The sequence below is a fragment of the Streptomyces sp. NPDC036764 genome, from assembly GCF_055609385.1.
In genome coordinates this window covers 95,972-112,463 of record NZ_JBVJPT010000019.1, presented here as the reverse complement: position 1 = coordinate 112,463, position 16,492 = coordinate 95,972, and the positions used below count along the sequence as shown (strand labels likewise).

Here is a 16,492-nt window from a genome sequence, read left to right as displayed (position 1 = left end):
CCAAGGAAGCGGCTCAGCCCTCGGCGATCTCCCGCACCTCGCAGGTCACCGTCCACTCCTCGCCGTGCACCTTGACGAACCGCTTGGTCCACTCCAGGGCCTCGGCCATGTCCTTGCACTGCATGAGCGCGTAGCCGCCGATGACCTCCTTGGACTCGGTGAAGGGCCCGTCGGTGACGGAGATGTTGCCGCCCTCCCAGTGCACGCGGCTGCCCTGCGCGGACGGCGTCAGTCCGGCCGTGTCGAGCATGACGCCGGCCTTGGTGATCTCTTCCAGCAGCTCGCCCATCCGCTGCATCAGCTCGGGGCTCGGGCCCTCGGCGGGGGCGGTGGACTCGTCGATCTTCACGAGCGACAGGTAGCGGGGCATGGTGGCTCCTCGTGTGCGTGGGGCCGGGTCCTTCCCGGCCTCTCACCCCTGCGTCGAACGGCGGACCGCCCGATCGACACGCTCACCGGATTTCTTAGAAGATTTTTCCCGGCCGGTTCCGCTCACCGGTTCGCCGGCCGGTTCCGCCGACCGGTTCCATTCACCGGTTCCGCTCACCGCAGCGACTCCCACAGCTCGCCCGCCTCCGGCTCCTCGGCGACCACCCGGTTGCGGTCCGACGCCGCCGGTACGACCGGCATCATGACCGTCCGCACCGCGTCCGACGACAGGCCGCTCAGGCTGCGGCCGAGGCTCACCAGCTCGGTCAGGGAGTCCAGGCCGGTGTCGGTGGTCAGGCCGGCCGTCACCGCGTCGGCGACCCGGTAGAGCTTGGTGGGGTCGGTGAGGAGCGAGGTGGCGGACATCTGGTCCAGGAGGGCCTTCACCAGCGTCTGCTGGAGGCCGATGCGGCCGAGGTCGCTGCCGTCACCTATGCCGTGCCGGGTGCGGGCGAGGGCCAGCGCCTGCTCGCCGTCCAGGTGGTGCGTGCCCGCTTCCAGCGTCAGGTGGCTGTCCTCGTCGTCGATGTCCTCGTCCGTGGTGACGGTGACGCCGCCCAGCGCGTCCACCAGCCTCGCGAAGCCGGAGAAGTCGATCTCGATGAAGTGGTCCATGCGGATGTCCGTGAGGGACTCGACGGTCTTGACCGCGCAGACCGGGCCGCCGACCGAGTACGCGCTGTTGAACATGGAGTTGTACGCCACCTCGGTCGACCCGCCCGACGGCAGCGGGCAGGACGGCCGGGTGACCAGGGTGTCGCGCGGGATGCTGACGACCGTCGCCCGGGTGCGGCCTGCGTCGATGTGGACCACCATCGCGGTGTCGGAACGGGCGCCGGTGCTGCTGCCGCCGCCGAGTTCCTGGTTCTCCTCGCCGCTGCGCGAGTCCGAGCCGAGGACCAGGATGTTGAGGGAGCCCGTGGGCAGCGGGGACGCGGAGGCGGAGGGCGCCGGGGTCGTCATCGCTCTCGGCGGGCGGTTGTCACCGAGCGCGCTGTTGATGTCGACGCTCTTGATGTTGCCGTTGAGGTGCCAGTAGACCCAGCCCGCCGCGGCGACGGCCAGGGTCAGCAGGCCGGCGAGGAGGAGGCCGACGGTCTTCAGCGCTGTCGACCGCCGGCCCATGTGTCTGCCGTCGTCCCCGTCCGTTTCCCGCCCGTTCGCGCCAAGTCCCGTCATGGGCAGGAACGTACGTCCGAATTATTACGGGCAGCGACGCCAGACCGCCTTTTCTTCGGAAATTCTCAGAATTCCGGGCCGAACCGGACTCGTTGCCCCCGAACGCAGCCCAACCGCCGCCGGGAGCCGACCCGTTGTGCGAGGCGCTGGAACAGGTGATGGGCTCGTTCGTCCACCGGCTCGGTTCGGCCGGCGTCCAGCTCCCCGTCGAAAGTTTCGGTTGAGCAACCGACTGGCTTCGGTGCGGTGTGGGATGCCGCGCAGCACCCGTCGATACGGCAACGCGCCGCTACCGCTGAACCGTCGGCGGCTCCCCCGTACTGCTGCGCACCACCAGGCTGGTCGCCAGCTCCACCCTCCCCCAAGGCCTCGACTGCGTGCGGCCGGAGGGTGCCCCCTCCTCCCGCGCGAGGTCGAGCACCAGCTTCGCGGCGGCCTCGGCCATCTCCGTCAGCGGCTGCCGTACGGTCGTCAGCGGCGGCCCGACCCAGCGGGCGACGGGCAGATCGTCGAAGCCGACGACGCTCAGGTCCTCCGGGATCCGCAGCCCCAGCTCGCGAGCGGCCTCGTACAGCCCGAGCGCCTGGAGGTCGTTGCCGGCGAAGACGGCGGTCGGCCGGTCCGGGAGGCGCAGCAGCTCCAGACCCTGCCGGTAACCGGTCTCGTGGTGGAAGTCGCCGGGCCGGATCAGGTCCTGGTCGACCGGCAGCCCGGCGGTCTCCAGGGCGGCGCGGTAGCCGTCGAGGCGGGCGCGGCTGCACATCATCCGGGACGGCCCGGTGATCGCGCCGATCCTGCGGTGACCGAGCTCGACCAGATGCCGGGTGGCGGCGAGTCCGCCCTGCCAGTTGGTGGCCCCGATGGACGGCACGTCGGCGCCCGGGTCGCCCGCCGGGTCCATCACCACGAACGGGATCGAGCGGCTGGTGAGCAGGGCGCGCTGGGACTCGTCGAGGCCGGACAGCACGAGGATCACGCCGTGCGGGCGCCGGGCGGCGACCTGGTCGGCCCAGGTCCTGCCCGGGGTCAGGCGCCCGGCGCTCTCGCTCAGCACCACGCTCAGCCCGGCGTCGCGGGCGACGTTCTCCACACCCCGGATGACCTCCATCGCCCACGCGCTCTCCAGCTCGTGGAAGACCAGGTCGATCAGGGGCGAGCGGCCGGCCTCGGCGCGCCGGCGGCGGTAGCCGTGGGCACGCAGCAGCTCCTCGACGCGGGTGCGGGTGGCCGGGGCGACGTCGGCGCGTCCGTTCAGGACCTTCGAAACAGTCGGCGCGGACACGCCGGCCTCGCGGGCGATCTCTGCGAGCGTCGCGGTCTGCGTGGACCGGCCGGTCGCCGGCGGCGTCGTCGGGGTCGTCCGGGTTTCCGACGTTGTCGACCGTGTTTCCGACTTTGTCGTCCGGGTTTCAGCGGGCTCACGGGCTGTCATGGCGGCGATCGTATCCCTGCACGACCTCTTGACGAACCCTTCTCACCGCACCTAGGTTCCGGAACATTCGAGGTGAATAACGAAACATTCGCGAGTGGGCCATCGCCCCGACAGGAGTTTCATGACCACCGCCCCCTGGCGCGACCCCGCCCTGCCCGCCGCCGTGCGCGTCGACGACCTCCTCTCCCGGATGACCCTTCAGGAGAAGACCGCCCAGCTCTACGGCGTCTGGGTGGGCGCCGCCACGGACGGCGAGGCACGGGCCGAGGGAGTCGCCCCGCACCAGCACGACATGACCGCCGACTACGACTGGGCCGAGCTGATCACCCACGGCCTAGGCCAGCTCACCCGCTCCTTCGGCACCGCCCCCGTGGACCCGGCACTCGGCGCGCAGGCACTGGCCCGCGCCCAGCGCCGTATCGCCGAGGCGGGCCGCTTCGGCATCCCCGCGGTGGCCCACGAGGAGTGCCTGGCGGGCTTCACGGCCTGGCAGGCCACGGCGTACCCCGTGCCGCTGGCCTGGGGAGCCTCCTTCGACCCCCCGCTCATCGAGGAGATGGCCCGGCACATCGGCCGCGACCTGCGCTCGGCCGGCGTCCACCAGGGCCTCGCACCCGTCCTGGACGTCGTACGCGATCCTCGCTGGGGCCGGGTCGAGGAGACCATCGGCGAGGACCCGTACCTGACCGGCACGATCGGCACGGCGTACGTCCGGGGCCTGGAGTCGGCCGGCGTCATCGCGACGCTCAAGCACTTCGCCGGGTACGCCTCCTCGGCGGGGGCTCGCAATCTCGCCCCGGTGCGGGCGGGCGTACGCGAATTCGCGGACGTCACCCTCCCCCCGTTCGAGATGGCGCTGCGCGAGGGCGGGGCGCGGTCGGTGATGGCGGCGTACAACGAGACGGACGGCGTGCCGGCGTCTTCGGACCCCGCGCTGCTGACCGAACTCCTGCGCTCGGAATGGGGTTTCACGGGCACCGTGGTCGCCGACTACTTCGGCATCGGCTTCCTGGAGACGCTGCACCGGGTGGCGGGCAGCCCGGCGCAGGCGGCGCACGCGGCGCTGGCGGCGGGCATCGACGTGGAGCTCCCGACGCTGAAGTGCTACGGGGAGCCGCTCGTCGAAGCCGTCCGGGCGGGCGAGGTCCCGGAGGAACTGGTGGACCGGGCGGCGCGCAGGGTGCTGCTCCAGAAGTGCGAGCTGGGCCTGCTGGACGAGGACTGGACCCCGGAGCCGGCGACGGCGCGCATCGACCTGGACTCCCCCGGGAACCGGGCGCTGGCCCGCCGGGTGGCGGAGGAGTCGGTGGTGCTGCTGGACAACCCGGACGGCGTGCTGCCGCTTCCTGCGGACACCCGTATCGCGGTGGTGGGCCCGCGCGCGGCGGACGCCCTGGCCATGCTCGGCTGCTACTCCTTCCCGTCCCACGTCCTCACGCACCACCCCGAGGTGCCGATGGGCATCGAGATCCCGACGCTCCTGGAGAGCCTGCGCGCCGAACTCCCCGACGCCAAGGTGACGTTCGCCGAGGGCTGCGGCGTCGCCGACCCCGACACGGCGGGCTTCGAGGAGGCGGTGGCGCGGGCCTCGGAGGCGGACGTGTGCCTCGCGGTGCTGGGCGACCGGGCGGGGTTGTTCGGGCGGGGCACGTCGGGCGAGGGCTGCGATGTGACGGACCTGCGGCTGCCCGGGGTACAGGCCGAGCTGCTGGACGCGCTGGTGGCGACGGGCGTCCCGGTGGTGCTGGTGCTGCTGACGGGCCGCCCGTACGCGCTGGGCCGCTGGGAGGGCCGGCTGGGGGCGGTCGTCCAGGCCTTCTTCCCGGGGGAGGAGGGCGGCCCGGCGGTGGCGGGAGTGCTGTCCGGGCGGGTGAACCCGTCGGGACGGTTGCCGGTGAGTGTGCCACGGGAGCCCGGAGGCCAGCCGTGGACGTACCTCCAGCCGCCGTTGGGGCTGGCGGGAGAGGTCAGCAACCTGGACCCGACACCGCAGTACGCCTTCGGACACGGGCGCTCGTACACGTCGTTCGCGTGGGACGAATTCCAGGGGACGGCGCCGGAGATCACGACGGACGGCACATACGACCTCTCGCTCACCGTCCGCAACACGGGGGACCGGGCCGGGGCGGAGGTCGTCCAGCTCTACCTGCACGATCCGGTGGCGTCGGTCACGCGCCCGGATGTGCGGCTGATCGGATATCAGCGGGTGGAGCTGGGGGCGGGTGAGGTACGCCGGTTGACGTTCCGTTTCCACACGGACCTGTCGGGATTCACCGACCGCTCGGGGCGGAGGGTGGTCGAACCGGGAGTGCTGGAGCTGCGGGTGGGAGCGTCCAGTGCGGAGGCACGACACACGGCAACCCTGAAACTGACGGGCCCCGTACGGGAGCTGGGGCCGGACCGGCGACTGCTGTGCGGCACGAAGGTAACGGCAACCTGAGCGTCCCCGTAAGTCAGCTCACCCCCACCGACTCGAACCGCCACCGATGCACGCCCCGAGTCACCAACCCCTCGTCGGGCTCGGCAAGTTCGGGCAACTGTGCGTCGGGCTCCGCGTCCCACCATGTGATGACCAGGACGCGGTCCTCGGGGGCGTGGAAGGTCTCCCGGCGCAGGGGGCGTACGGCCAGTTCCTGGCGCCGGGCCCACGCGAGCAGTTCCTCACCCCGTCCGGGAACCGCCCGCGCCTCCCACATCAACGCGACCGTCACGAGTACAGGTTCTCCTTGCTGACCTCGTGCACATGGTCGTGAGAGTGGTCGGTGCCCGGCACATGGGGATCCGTCACCGGCAGCGACGAGTCCGCCGACAGGTCCCAGCTCGACGCCGCCCGGTTGCGCGCCACCATCTCCGCGCCCAGCGCCGCCACCATCGCGCCGTTGTCTGTGCACAACTTCGGCCGTGGCACCCGCAGTCGGATACCGGCCGCCTCGCACCGCTCCTGCGCCATCGCCCGCAGCCGGGAGTTGGCGGCCACACCGCCGCCGATCATCAGATGGTCGACGCCCTCGTCCTTGCAGGCCCGTACGGCCTTGCGGGTCAGCACGTCGACGACCGCCTCCTGGAAGGAGGCCGAAACGTCACGCACCGGCACCTCCTCCCCCGCCGCCCGCTTGGCCTCGATCCAGCGGGCGACCGCCGTCTTCAGCCCCGAGAAGGAGAAGTCGTACGCCGGGTCGCGCGGGCCCGTCAGTCCGCGCGGGAAGGCGATCGCATTCGGGTCGCCCTCGCGGGCGTAGCGGTCGATGACCGGGCCGCCGGGGAAGCCGAGGTTGAGCACGCGCGCGACCTTGTCGAAGGCCTCACCGGCCGCGTCGTCGATGGTCGCACCGAGCGGCCGTACGTCCGAGGTGATGTCGGTCGACAGCAGCAGCGAGGAGTGCCCGCCGCTCACCAGCAGCGCCATCGTCGGCTCCGGCAGCGCGCCGTGCTCGAGCTGGTCCACGCAGATGTGGGAGGCGAGGTGGTTGACGCCGTAGAGCGGCTTGCCCAGCGCGTAGGCGTACGCCTTCGCCGCCGACACACCGACCAGTAGCGCGCCCGCCAGGCCCGGACCGGCGGTCACCGCGATGCCGTCCAGGTCCCTCGCGCTCACCCCCGCTTCCTTCAGCGCACGGTCGATGGTCGGGACCATCGCCTCCAGGTGCGCCCGTGAGGCGACCTCCGGCACGACGCCGCCGAAGCGGGCGTGCTCGTCGACGCTGGAGGCGACGGCGTCTGCGAGCAGGGTGGTGCCGCGGACGATGCCGACGCCGGTCTCGTCACAGGAGGTCTCGATGCCGAGGACGAGGGGTTCGTGCCGCGAGTCAGCCATTGATCTCGGTTCCTTGTACGGAGTTTTCGGGGGCGGTCAGTCGCATCACCAGGGCGTCCACGTTCCCCGGCTGGTAGTAGCCGCGCCTGAAGCCGATGGCCTCGAAGCCGAAGCGCTCGTAGAGCTTCTGCGCGCGGACGTTGTCCACACGGCACTCCAGCATCACTTCGGCGCACTCGAAGTCGCTCGCGGCGCGCAGCAGTTCGGTGAGCAGACGCCCGCCGAGCCCGGTGCCCCAGTGGTCGCGGGCGACGGCGATGGTCTGGATGTCGGCGAGGTCCCCGGCGGAGGCGAGGCCGGCGTAGCCCACGACCCGGTCGGGTCCCTCGGCGACGACATAGCGCCGGGTCGCCTCGGGCCCGCGCGAGTGGGCCAGCTCGGACCAGAACATGCCTCGCGACCAGGCGTCCTCGGGGAACAGGTCCTTCTCCAGCGCCAGCACCCGGTCGATGTCCCACCAGCGCATCTCGCGCAGCGGAGGACCGGAGGCAGCGGCGGAACGAGTCTCGGGTTCGGTCACTTGGGGGTGACCACCTTGTAGTTCTTGGGGACCTGGGCATCGGGACGGCGCAGATACAGCGGCCGCGGTGCGGGGAGTTCCTCGCCCGCCGCGAGCTTCTCGGCGGCCAGCGCCGCGAGCGCCGCCGCCGACACGTGTTCCGGCTCGTGGGCGCTGGGGAAGGTGTCGGGGTACAGCAGCGCGCCCGCGCCGACCGCCGGCAGCCCGGCGACCTGGTCGGCGATGTCGGCGGGCCGGTCGACGGCCGGGTCGGTCAGGCGGGTGCGGGAGTCGGCGTACCGCGCCCAGTACACCTCCTTGCGCCGGGCGTCGGTCGCGACGACGAACGGACCCTTCTCGATGTCGGCGGCGTAGGCGAGACCGTCCAGCGTGCACAGGCCGTGCACGGGGACGCCGAGGGCGAGCCCGAAGGTGTCTGCGGTCATCAGACCGACGCGCAGCCCGGTGTAGGGGCCGGGTCCGATGCCCACGACGATGCCGGTGACGGCGTCGAGCCGTTTGCCGGCCTCGACAAGGACTCGGTCGACGGCCGGCAGCAGCAGCTCGCCGTGCCGGCGCGCGTCCACCTGGCTCGACGAGGCGATGACGTCCGTGCCGTCGTGCAGCGCGACGGTGACGGCGGGGGTGGCGGTATCCAGAGCGAGCAAGAGCACGCAAACAGCCTACGGCGCCCGCGCCCCCAGAAGCGCCGCCCCGGTCGGGCGCGTGACGGCTGCTACGGTCGGCCTGGATCACGACTTATCACGCGAACGCTGAGGTGGGCGAGGGTGGCAGGCAGCAGCTCCGGAATCGTGGCGGGGCTCACCGCGGCTGCTCTGGCGACCGTCGGTTTCCTCGCCTTCAAGGCCTCGGCGACCGTCCCGGCCGACCTGGCCAGGCCACGGACCGGCGACTCACCCGGGGTGAGTACCTCCAAGGTGCCCCGTGACCGCGAGGACCCCGACGCGCTGCCCGACGGATCCGGTACGGGCCCGCGGGTCGTGTACTCGGTGGACGACGACCGGGTGTGGCTGGTCGAGGCGAGCGGCAAGGTCAAGCGCACGTTCCGCGTGAACCCCGGATCGGTCGACCCCCTGCCGGGTGTGTACGCGGTCGCCTCCCGCTCCAACGCGGCCACCGGCACCGACGGCGCCTCCATCGAGCACGTCGTCCGCTTCGCGAGCGTGGACACCGTCACCATCGGCTTCAGCTCGATCGTCCGAAGCGCCACGGCGCCTGCCGGCCCGGCCCTGAAGACGGGCGGTATCCGCGAGTCGCGGGCGGACGGCGAGGCGATGTGGGACTTCGCGACGATCGGCCGAGCGGTCGTGGTGATCCGCTAGGCGGCTTCGCGGTGCCCGCGCTCCGGCGCCCTGTGCTCCGGGCGTCCGGCCTGCGGCTGCCCGGCCTCCGGCTCGCGCGGCGGAGTCGAGATCAGTCTCGCCGCGGCGCCGGCCGCGAGCAGATCACGCATGGACACCCCGGCGACCACGTGGGGCCGCTGCTGGACCTTGTTCTCCGATGCCGGCATGGACGCCTCCTGGGGCCGGGGGCGGACGTAGTTAGGTACACCTAACTACGGACTGGGTACCATGTGACCACGCACAAGACCGCGAACGCAATATCTTGCCGACGTCTTGTCGGAATGTTGATCGGGTCCACATCCGTGCGGCGTCCCCGCTCAGGCGGACAGCACGCTCAGATCCGCCGCCGCCCAGCGCTCCCCGAGCCCGGTCACGGTCACCTGCCGCACCTCGTCCGTCGTGTCGCCGACGGCACGGTGGATCACGATCTGAAGCCGCTCCTCGGTCAGCTCCTCGACCTTGCCCTCGCCCCACTCCACGACGATCACCGACTCCGGCAGCGAGACGTCGAGGTCGAGGTCCTCCATCTCGTCCAGGCCGCCCGACAGCCGGTAGGCGTCGACGTGGACGAGCGGCGGACCGTCACCGAGGGAGGGGTGCACGCGGCCGATCACGAACGTCGGGGATGTGACCGCTCCCCGGACCCCCAGCCCCTCGCCGAGCCCCCGCGCCAGCGTCGTCTTGCCCGCGCCGAGCTCCCCGCTGAGCATCACGAGGTCGCCCGCGCGCAGCAGCTTGGCGAGGCGGCGGCCCAGCTCTCGCATCTGGTCGGGAGAAGTGACGGTGAGCTGAAGGTCACCCGCGTTGTGCGGTGCTGCTGGTGCTTCCATAGCCACTAACCGTAGCCCCTGCCGGCACGGCACCCGCCCGGGTGAGCAGGTCGGCCAGCCGGTCGGTGACCACTTCCGGGTGCTCCAGAATGACCAGGTGGCCTGCGTCCGGCACCAGGACCAGTTCGGCCTCCGGCAGATGGTCGGCGATGGCCTCGCTGTGCTCGCTGGGCGTGACGAGGTCGCCCACGCCGGCGAGGACGAGGACCGGCATCTCGGTGAAAAGGGCGAGCGCCTCGGTCTTGTCGTGGTCGGCGAAGGCCGGGTAGAACTCCGCGACCACGTCGATCGGCGTCCCCTCGATCATCCGCTCGGCGAACCGGGCGACCGCCGGGTCGACGTCCCGGGACGAGAACGAGTACCGCTTGATGATCCCGGCGAACAGGTCGGCGGTGGCCCGCCGCCCCCGCTCCACCAGCTCGGCGCGCTGCCCCAGTGCCTTGAGCACGCCCGGCAGTACCCGCCGCACGGCGTTCACCCCTGCGACGGGCAGCCCGAAGTTGACCTCGCCGAGCTTCCCGGACGACGTACCGACGAGGGCGGTGGCGACGACCCGGTCGCGGATCAGGTCCGGGAACTGGTCGGCCAGCGCCATGATGGTCATCCCGCCCATGGAGTGCCCGACCAGCACGAGCGGCCCCTCCGGCGCGGCCGCGTCGATGACGGCCTTCAGATCGCGCCCGAGCTGCTCGATGTCGACGTGCCTGCCCTCCTGCGTCTGGGCGACGCCACGCCCCGAGCGGCCGTGGCTGCGCTGGTCCCAGTGCACGGTGCGCACGACGCCCCGCAGGGCGGCCCGCTGGAAGTGCCAGGAGTCCTGGTTGAGGCAGTAGCCGTGACTGAAGACGACGGTGACGGGGGCGGGTGCCTTGCGCCCGAACAGCCGTCGCCGGCGCGGGCTGAGGGCGGGAGCGGCCTCGGGGTCGATGTCGTCGACCTCGTAGTACAGCTCGGTGCCGTCGTCGGAGTGCGCCTTGCCGGGTGTGCCGCGCAGCGAGCCGTACGGGCCCGCCGAGTCGAGGGCGAGTCTGGCCTTCTGCCGCATGCCGCGGCCCACTGTCATCCGCTCTATGGCGACGCCGGCCGCGGCGCCCGCGGCGATCACGCCTATCGCCGCTCCGGCGATGCCGGTCGCCCTGCGCCAGTTCGCGGCCGCCCCCGTGGCGGAGGCGACGGCCGCGACGGCCTCCGCACTGCTCTCGCTCACGTACCGCTCCTCTTCACTGGGTCTGGTGGTGCCGTTGTGAGGTGGGTGGTGGATGGTGCCGATGTTTTTCGATCTTGCGTACCGCTACGGGTTACCCGTCTCGTTCCACATTCACTTAGCCGCATGCAGATGGACGCATCACATAGCCCGCATCACGGCGCCGCATCACATGGACGCATTCCTATAGACGCGTGGAACGCGCGTTCCGATCCGGGTGACGATTTCGTACGCGATGGTCCCCGCCGCCTGCGCCCAGTCCTCGGCGGTGGGCTCACCGCCGTCGCCGGGCCCGAACAGCACGGCCCGCGCACCCGGCTCGGGCTCGTCCCCGCCCAGGTCGACGACGAACTGGTCCATCGCGATCCGGCCCGCGACCGTCCGCCACTTGCCGCCGACCAGCACCGGCCCGGCGCCGGAGGCGTGCCGCGGGATGCCGTCGGCGTAGCCCAGCGGGACGAGGCCGAGGGTGGTCTCGCCGGGGGTGATGTAGCGATGGCCGTAGCTGACGCCGTGGCCGCCCGGCACGTGCTTGACCAGGGCCAGGGACGCCGACAGCGTCATCACGGGCCGCAGGCCGAAGTCGGCGGGGCTGCCCAGCTCCGGGGCGGGCGAGATGCCGTAGGTCGCGATGCCGGTGCGCACCAGGTCGAAGTGGCTCTCCGGGAGGGTGAGCGTGGCGGGCGAGTTCGCGATGTGCCGCACCTGCGGCCGCGCGCCCTGCCCCTCGGCGTACGCCACCATCTCCCGGAAGCGGGCGAGCTGGGCGGCGATGGAGGGATGGCCCGGCTCGTCGGCGCAGGCGAAGTGGGACCACAGCCCGGTGACGCTCAGGAGCCCCTCGGCCTCGGCCCGCAGGGCCTCGCGGACCAGCTCGGCCCAGTCGTCGCCCGGCTGGCAGCCGCCGCGCCCGAGCCCGGTGTCGGCCTTGAGGTGCACGCGAGCGGGGACGCCGGCCCGGCGGGCGGCCTCGGTGAGCTCCCTGAGGGCCCACATCCCGCTGACGGAGACGTCGAGGTCGGCCTCGACGGCCTCCTGCCAGGGGCCGCCCGGCGTCCACAGCCAGCACATGATCCGCACGCCGCGCAGCCCGGCGGCCCGCAGCACCAGGGCCTCCTCCGGGGTCGCCGTACCCAGCCAGGTGGCGCCCGCCTCGACCGCCGCGCGGGCGCACTGGACCGCCCCGTGGCCGTACGCGTCCGACTTCACGACGGCCATCAGGGCAGCGCCCGGTGCGAGGGCGCGCAGGGTCCGCACGTTGGCTCGCAGGGCGGCCAGATCGATCTCGGCGCGGGCGCGCAGGGGCGCGGTCGGCAGGGCTGTTGTCTCTGTCATCGCGCCCCCAGTGTCTCAGAGGGGTCCGACACGGCCGCCGCGCCGGGAGCCATGGGCTACTCCTGCTCCTGCCTGTGGCCCCACACGTACACCCGGTCGCCCTTCTTCAGCACCCCCCACAGCTTCCGCGCGTCCCTCAGGGTCAGATTGACGCAGCCCCTTGAGCCGATGGGGGTGAAGATGTTGCCGTAGACGCCGTGGAACGCCTGGCCGCCGCTGAAGAACTGGGAGTAGGGCATGGGGCTCTTGTAGAGCGTCGACACGTGGTTCTTGTGCCGCCAGTAGACCGCGTGCCATCCGTTGCGCGTCCCGTATCCCGTCCGTCCGCTCCGGATGGGCACGGGTCCGAACACGACGTCCTTGCCGTGCTGCACCCAGGCGATCTGCCGGTCGAGGTCGGCACAGGCGACCCGGTAGGAGCGCACCGGGCACTTCTTGGCCGCGTTGGGGTTCTTGCGGGCGGCGACGAGCTGCATGGTGGCCCAAGTCACAGGCCCGGCGTATCCGATGGCGGGCTTGATCCGGTGCTTCTTCTGGAAGGCGCGGATGGCCTTGCAGTCGCCGGCCGACTGCTCGCCGTCCACCGGCCGCTTCAGCCACCGCTCGATCTCCCGCTGACGCAGGCCCGTCTCCTCACTGCACGTCACGTCCCCGAAGGAGTCCATGGGATCGACGTACTCCACGAGGTCGTAAGCCTCCTCCGGAGCGTCCCGCGGCTCGACGGCGTCCTCCTCGGGCCTGGGCTTGTACACCTTCGGCGGCAGCGCCTGGTCGGGCGTGTCCATCTGCGAGAGCGGAAGCAGGGTCAGGGGGATGCCGGGCACGAGCTCGGCGGCCAGCGGTCCGGACGTCGGGGGCACCGGGTCCGCGGAGTCCGCCGAGTCCGCCGAAGCGCCGCCGACGGGCAGCATGACCGCCCCGGCGAGCAGCACGGCGAAACTCCGGCATGCGATACGTCTGCTGATCATGCGCACAGGGAAGCGTGAGGGCCCGCCCGCGCTAAGGCGCCGCGCGGCGGGGTCACTCTTTTGAGGACCATCTCCCGGGGACCCATAGGGTGCTCGGCATGAGCATCATCGGGGTCGGCATCGACGTGGCCGAGATCGACAGATTCGAGGCGGCGCTGGAACGCACTCCCGGGCTGGCCGAACGGCTCTTCCTGGAGCGCGAGTTGCTGCTGCCGAGCGGCGGACGCAGGGGCATCGCCTCACTCGCCGCCCGCTTCGCCGCGAAGGAGGCCCTGGCGAAGGCGCTCGGCGCCCCGGCGGGCCTGCTCTGGACCGACGCCGAGGTCTGCGTGGAGGACAGCGGGCAGCCCCGGTTGCGGGTGACGGGGACGGTGGCGGCCCGGGCCGCCGAACTCGGCGTACGGTCCTGGCACGTGTCGCTGAGCCATGACGCCGGGGTGGCGTCGGCTGTGGTGGTGGCGGAGGGCTGAGCGGCGGGCTGCTGCGCGAAGGCACGGCACAACGGCGTTGGACGCGACGCGCCTCGCCCCGTGCGGGAGACTCGATCGCATGCGGACTGCGTACGGCGTGGAGACGGTAAGGGCGGCCGAACGGGAGCTGATGGCACGGCTCCCGGACGGGGCGCTGATGCAGCGGGCGGCGGCCGGACTCGCCGCGGCCTGCGCGGATCTGCTGGGCCGGGTGTACGGCAGCCGGGTCGTGCTGCTGATCGGCAGCGGCGACAACGGCGGCGACGCCCTGTACGCCGGCGCCCGGCTGGCCCGGCGCGGAGCCGGCGTCACGGCGGTGTTGCTGGCGCCGGAGCGCGCGCACGCCGAGGGCCTCGCGGCGCTGCGGCGGGCGGGCGGCCGGTCCGTCGGCCTCGATGCCGCCGAGGAGTTGATCGAGCGCGCGGACCTGGTCGTGGACGGCATCGTCGGCATCGGCGGCAAGGGCGGCCTGCGGCCGGACGCGGCACCGCTGGCCGGCGCGGCTGCCCGGTCCGGGGCCGCGGTGGTCGCCGTGGACCTGCCGAGCGGGGTGGACGCAGACACGGGCGAGGTGCGCGGCACGGCGATCCGGGCGGACCTCACCGTCACCTTCGGCACGCACAAGCCGGGCCTGCTGATCGACCCGGCGCGGGAGTACGCCGGTGTCGTGCGGCTCGTGGACATCGGACTGGCGCTGCCGGCCGACGCGGTGGAGCTGGAGGCTCTGCAACACACGGACGTGGCACGGCTGTTGCCGCTGCCCGGGGCGGAGACGGACAAGTACCGGCGCGGGGTCGTGGGCATCGCGGCGGGATCGTCGAGGTACCCGGGCGCGGCCGTACTGGCCGTGGCGGGCGCGCTGCGGGGCGGGGCCGGGGCCGTGCGGTACGTCGGTCCGGCCGCGGACGCGGTGATCGCCCGGTTCCCCGAGACGCTGGTGTCGGACCGGGGCCCGAAGAAGGCCGGGCGCGTGCAGGCCTGGGTCGTCGGCCCGGGCGCCGGGGACGACGCGGCGACGGTGGCGGAGGTGCTGGCGACGGACGTCGCGGTGCTGCTGGACGCGGACGGGCTGCGGCTTGCGGACACGCAGGCGGTACGGGCCCGTACGGCACCGACCCTGATGACCCCGCACGCCGGGGAGGCGGCGGCGCTGCTCGGTGTCTCCCGCGAGGAGGTCGAGGGGGCCCGGCTGGCTTCGGTACGGGAGTTGGCGCAGCGGTACGCGGCGACCGTGCTGCTGAAGGGCTCGACGACGCTGGTGGCCCGGGCGGGCGGGGCCGGCGCGGTGCGGGTGAATCCGACGGGAACGGGCTGGCTGGCCACGGCCGGCAGCGGCGACGTGCTGTCCGGCCTGGGTGGATCACTGCTGGCGGCGGGGCTCCCGGCGGAGGACGCGGCGAGCGTGGCGGCGTACCTCCACGGCCTCTCGGCGAGGTTCGCGGCGGACGGCGCGCCGTTGGGGGCGCACGACGTGGCCGAGGGGATTCCGGAGGCTTGGCGGGATGTGCGGGTGGGGTGAGGAGAGGTTCGGGTGGGTTGGGAGGGCTGGTCGACCGGGTCAGGCTGCAACCCTCTCGGGGGCGCTCTCGCACGGCCGAGCATTGCACCGACGTACCTGCAACTCCCCAGGGGCGCGGGGAACTGCGCGACCAGCCCCAACCCACCCGCGAACGGGTACGCGCCGCCACCGCCCTTCCCTTGACCCGCGCTCGTCCCTCCGCGAAGTTGGCCGTCAGCACCAGGGCGTGGACGGGCGGGCAGGTCCGGCGGAGTGAGGTCGTGGGATGCGGGCGATCGTCGTGGGCGCGGGCATCGGGGGACTGGCGGCGGCGCTGAGCCTGCGCCGCGCGGGCGTCGACGTGACGCTGGTGGAGCAGGCGCAGCGCTTCTCGGACATCGGCGCCGGGATCCAGCTCGCGCCCAACGCCACGCGCGAGTTACGCCGGCTCGGCGTGCTGGACGCGGTCGCCGCCCTGGCCGCCCACCCGCCGTACGTCAGCTTCCGTACCTGGTCGGACGGTTCGGAGATCTGCCGTTACGCGCTGGGACGGGAGGCCGAGGAGGAGTTCGGGGCGCCGTACCTGGTGGTGCACCGGGCGGATCTGCACGGCGCGCTGGCCGCGGCGGTGCCGCCGGAGGCGGTGCATCTGGACACGACGGTCGTCGCGATCGACCAGGACGACAAGGCCGCCCGGGTGACGACGGCGACCGGCGAGCGCCTGGCGGCGGACCTCGTGGTGGCGGCCGACGGGATCCGCTCCGCGGCCCGCCAGTGGCTCTTCGGCGAGGACGAGGCGGTGTTCTCGGGCACGGCCGCGTACCGGGCCCTGCTCCCCGCCGACGAGGTGGCCGACCTGGGCCTCCCGCCGCTCGCCGCCTGGCTCGGCCCGGACCGGCACTTCGTCCACTACTGGGTGCGGCGCGGCGAACTGCTCAACGTCGTGGCCGTGTTCACCACGCAAGCGGCGACCCAGGAGTCCTGGACGGCGAAGGCGGAACCCGGCGAACCGCTGCGCGCGTTCACCGACTGGGACCCCCGCGTCCGCACGGTCCTCGAACGCGCGGGCCAGGTCCTCCGCTACGGCATCCACACCCGCACGCCCCTCACCGGCTGGAACGTCGGACGCGTCACCCTCCTCGGCGACAGCGCCCACGCGATGGTCCCCTTCCAGGCCCAGGGCGCGGCCCAGGCGATCCTGGACGCGGCGGTACTGGGCGACGAACTGACGGACGCGACCCCGGCCGACGTACCCGCCGCCCTCGACCACTACGTCCACCGCCGCGTCTCGGCCGCCACCGGCATGCAGTCCCGCTCCGCCCAGGCCGGCAGGGACTTCCATCTGCCGGACGGCCCGGAGGCCCGGACCCGAAACGCCCGCATGGCGGCACACGCGACGGAGCACAGGTTCATGCCTCAGGCGACGGCGTGGAGGTTGGACGTGCCGGCGGAGAAACCGGAGTCATGAGC

The 16,492-nt window shown here is 72.7% G+C and carries 17 protein-coding genes; 5 read left to right on the top strand and 12 right to left on the bottom strand.

From position 1 onward, the window contains the following. Positions 1-13: 13 nt before the first annotated feature. The 3 genes from ACZ69Q_RS41670 to ACZ69Q_RS41660 all read right to left on the bottom strand — a co-directional run bounded on the left by ACZ69Q_RS41670 (position 14) and on the right by ACZ69Q_RS41660 (position 3,040). Complete coding sequence (locus ACZ69Q_RS41670) at positions 14-370, bottom strand: YciI family protein (RefSeq protein ID WP_471053093.1); 357 nt, start codon at positions 368-370, stop codon at positions 14-16. 173 nt (positions 371-543) lie between these two features. Beyond that, the gene (locus ACZ69Q_RS41665) at positions 544-1,608 is read right to left on the bottom strand and encodes an LCP family protein (RefSeq protein WP_471053090.1); all 1,065 of its coding nucleotides are present in this window, start codon (positions 1,606-1,608) and stop codon (positions 544-546) included. A 289-nt stretch (positions 1,609-1,897) separates the two neighbouring features. Further along, positions 1,898-3,040 (bottom strand): LacI family DNA-binding transcriptional regulator, encoded by a 1,143-nt coding sequence (locus ACZ69Q_RS41660; RefSeq protein WP_471053087.1) that lies wholly within the window; start codon positions 3,038-3,040, stop codon positions 1,898-1,900. 121 nt (positions 3,041-3,161) lie between these two features. Here ACZ69Q_RS41660 and ACZ69Q_RS41655 point away from each other — a divergent pair, with 121 nt between their 5' ends. Next, a complete protein-coding gene (locus tag ACZ69Q_RS41655) occupies positions 3,162-5,480 on the top strand; it encodes a beta-xylosidase/alpha-l-arabinosidase (protein WP_471053084.1) in 2,319 nt (772 codons plus the stop codon). A gap of 13 nt (positions 5,481-5,493) precedes the next feature. Here ACZ69Q_RS41655 and ACZ69Q_RS41650 read toward each other — a convergent pair whose 3' ends face one another. Genes ACZ69Q_RS41650 through tsaB form a run of 4 tightly spaced genes read right to left on the bottom strand, consistent with a single transcriptional unit; the run spans position 5,494 to position 8,027 of the window. Beyond that, entirely contained in the window at positions 5,494-5,751 is a 258-nt protein-coding gene (locus tag ACZ69Q_RS41650) for a hypothetical protein (RefSeq protein ID WP_471053083.1), read from the bottom strand. After that, positions 5,748-6,854, bottom strand: a complete 1,107-nt coding sequence (gene tsaD, locus ACZ69Q_RS41645) for a tRNA (adenosine(37)-N6)-threonylcarbamoyltransferase complex transferase subunit TsaD (protein ID WP_471053081.1) — start codon at positions 6,852-6,854, stop codon at positions 5,748-5,750. The genes ACZ69Q_RS41650 and tsaD overlap by 4 nt, the downstream gene beginning before the upstream one ends. Continuing rightward, positions 6,847-7,320: a ribosomal protein S18-alanine N-acetyltransferase gene (rimI, locus tag ACZ69Q_RS41640; RefSeq protein WP_471053203.1), complete on the bottom strand. Its 474-nt coding sequence runs from the start codon at positions 7,318-7,320 to the stop codon at positions 6,847-6,849. Before rimI ends, tsaD begins: the two co-directional genes overlap by 8 nt. 50 nt (positions 7,321-7,370) lie before the next feature. Then, a complete protein-coding gene (tsaB, locus tag ACZ69Q_RS41635) occupies positions 7,371-8,027 on the bottom strand; it encodes a tRNA (adenosine(37)-N6)-threonylcarbamoyltransferase complex dimerization subunit type 1 TsaB (RefSeq protein WP_471053078.1) in 657 nt (218 codons plus the stop codon). A 114-nt stretch (positions 8,028-8,141) separates the two neighbouring features. On the opposite strand from tsaB, the gene ACZ69Q_RS41630 reads away from it, so the two are divergent. Continuing rightward, on the top strand, positions 8,142-8,696 hold the full coding sequence (locus ACZ69Q_RS41630) for a hypothetical protein (protein WP_471053075.1): 555 nt from the start codon (positions 8,142-8,144) through the stop codon (positions 8,694-8,696). Here ACZ69Q_RS41630 and ACZ69Q_RS41625 read toward each other — a convergent pair. From ACZ69Q_RS41625 to ACZ69Q_RS41605, 5 genes are all read right to left on the bottom strand, one after another. Continuing rightward, positions 8,693-8,884: a hypothetical protein gene (locus ACZ69Q_RS41625; protein ID WP_471053074.1), complete on the bottom strand. Its 192-nt coding sequence runs from the start codon at positions 8,882-8,884 to the stop codon at positions 8,693-8,695. The two genes, ACZ69Q_RS41630 and ACZ69Q_RS41625, sit on opposite strands and share 4 nt — an antisense overlap. Before the next feature lie 150 nt (positions 8,885-9,034). Further along, on the bottom strand, positions 9,035-9,547 hold the full coding sequence (gene tsaE / locus ACZ69Q_RS41620) for a tRNA (adenosine(37)-N6)-threonylcarbamoyltransferase complex ATPase subunit type 1 TsaE (protein WP_471053071.1): 513 nt from the start codon (positions 9,545-9,547) through the stop codon (positions 9,035-9,037). Beyond that, on the bottom strand, positions 9,513-10,754 hold the full coding sequence (locus ACZ69Q_RS41615; protein ID WP_471053068.1) for an alpha/beta fold hydrolase: 1,242 nt from the start codon (positions 10,752-10,754) through the stop codon (positions 9,513-9,515). The genes tsaE and ACZ69Q_RS41615 overlap by 35 nt, the downstream gene beginning before the upstream one ends. 165 nt (positions 10,755-10,919) lie before the next feature. After that, on the bottom strand, positions 10,920-12,086 hold the full coding sequence (gene alr / locus ACZ69Q_RS41610) for an alanine racemase (protein ID WP_471053065.1): 1,167 nt from the start codon (positions 12,084-12,086) through the stop codon (positions 10,920-10,922). Between the two features lie 56 nt (positions 12,087-12,142). Then, entirely contained in the window at positions 12,143-13,054 is a 912-nt protein-coding gene (locus ACZ69Q_RS41605; RefSeq protein ID WP_471053062.1) for a L,D-transpeptidase family protein, read from the bottom strand. A 98-nt stretch (positions 13,055-13,152) separates the two neighbouring features. Here ACZ69Q_RS41605 and ACZ69Q_RS41600 point away from each other — a divergent pair, with 98 nt between their 5' ends. The 3 genes from ACZ69Q_RS41600 (at position 13,153) to ACZ69Q_RS41590 (ending at position 16,490) form a co-directional block, all read left to right on the top strand. Further along, the gene (locus tag ACZ69Q_RS41600) at positions 13,153-13,524 is read left to right on the top strand and encodes a holo-ACP synthase (protein ID WP_471053060.1); all 372 of its coding nucleotides are present in this window, start codon (positions 13,153-13,155) and stop codon (positions 13,522-13,524) included. 79 nt (positions 13,525-13,603) lie between these two features. Next, positions 13,604-15,043, top strand: coding sequence for an NAD(P)H-hydrate dehydratase (locus tag ACZ69Q_RS41595; RefSeq protein WP_471053058.1), 1,440 nt, complete (start codon positions 13,604-13,606; stop codon positions 15,041-15,043). Positions 15,044-15,308: 265 nt separating this feature from the next. Further along, positions 15,309-16,490 (top strand): FAD-dependent monooxygenase, encoded by a 1,182-nt coding sequence (locus ACZ69Q_RS41590; protein WP_471053055.1) that lies wholly within the window; start codon positions 15,309-15,311, stop codon positions 16,488-16,490. Positions 16,491-16,492: the final 2 nt, after the last annotated feature.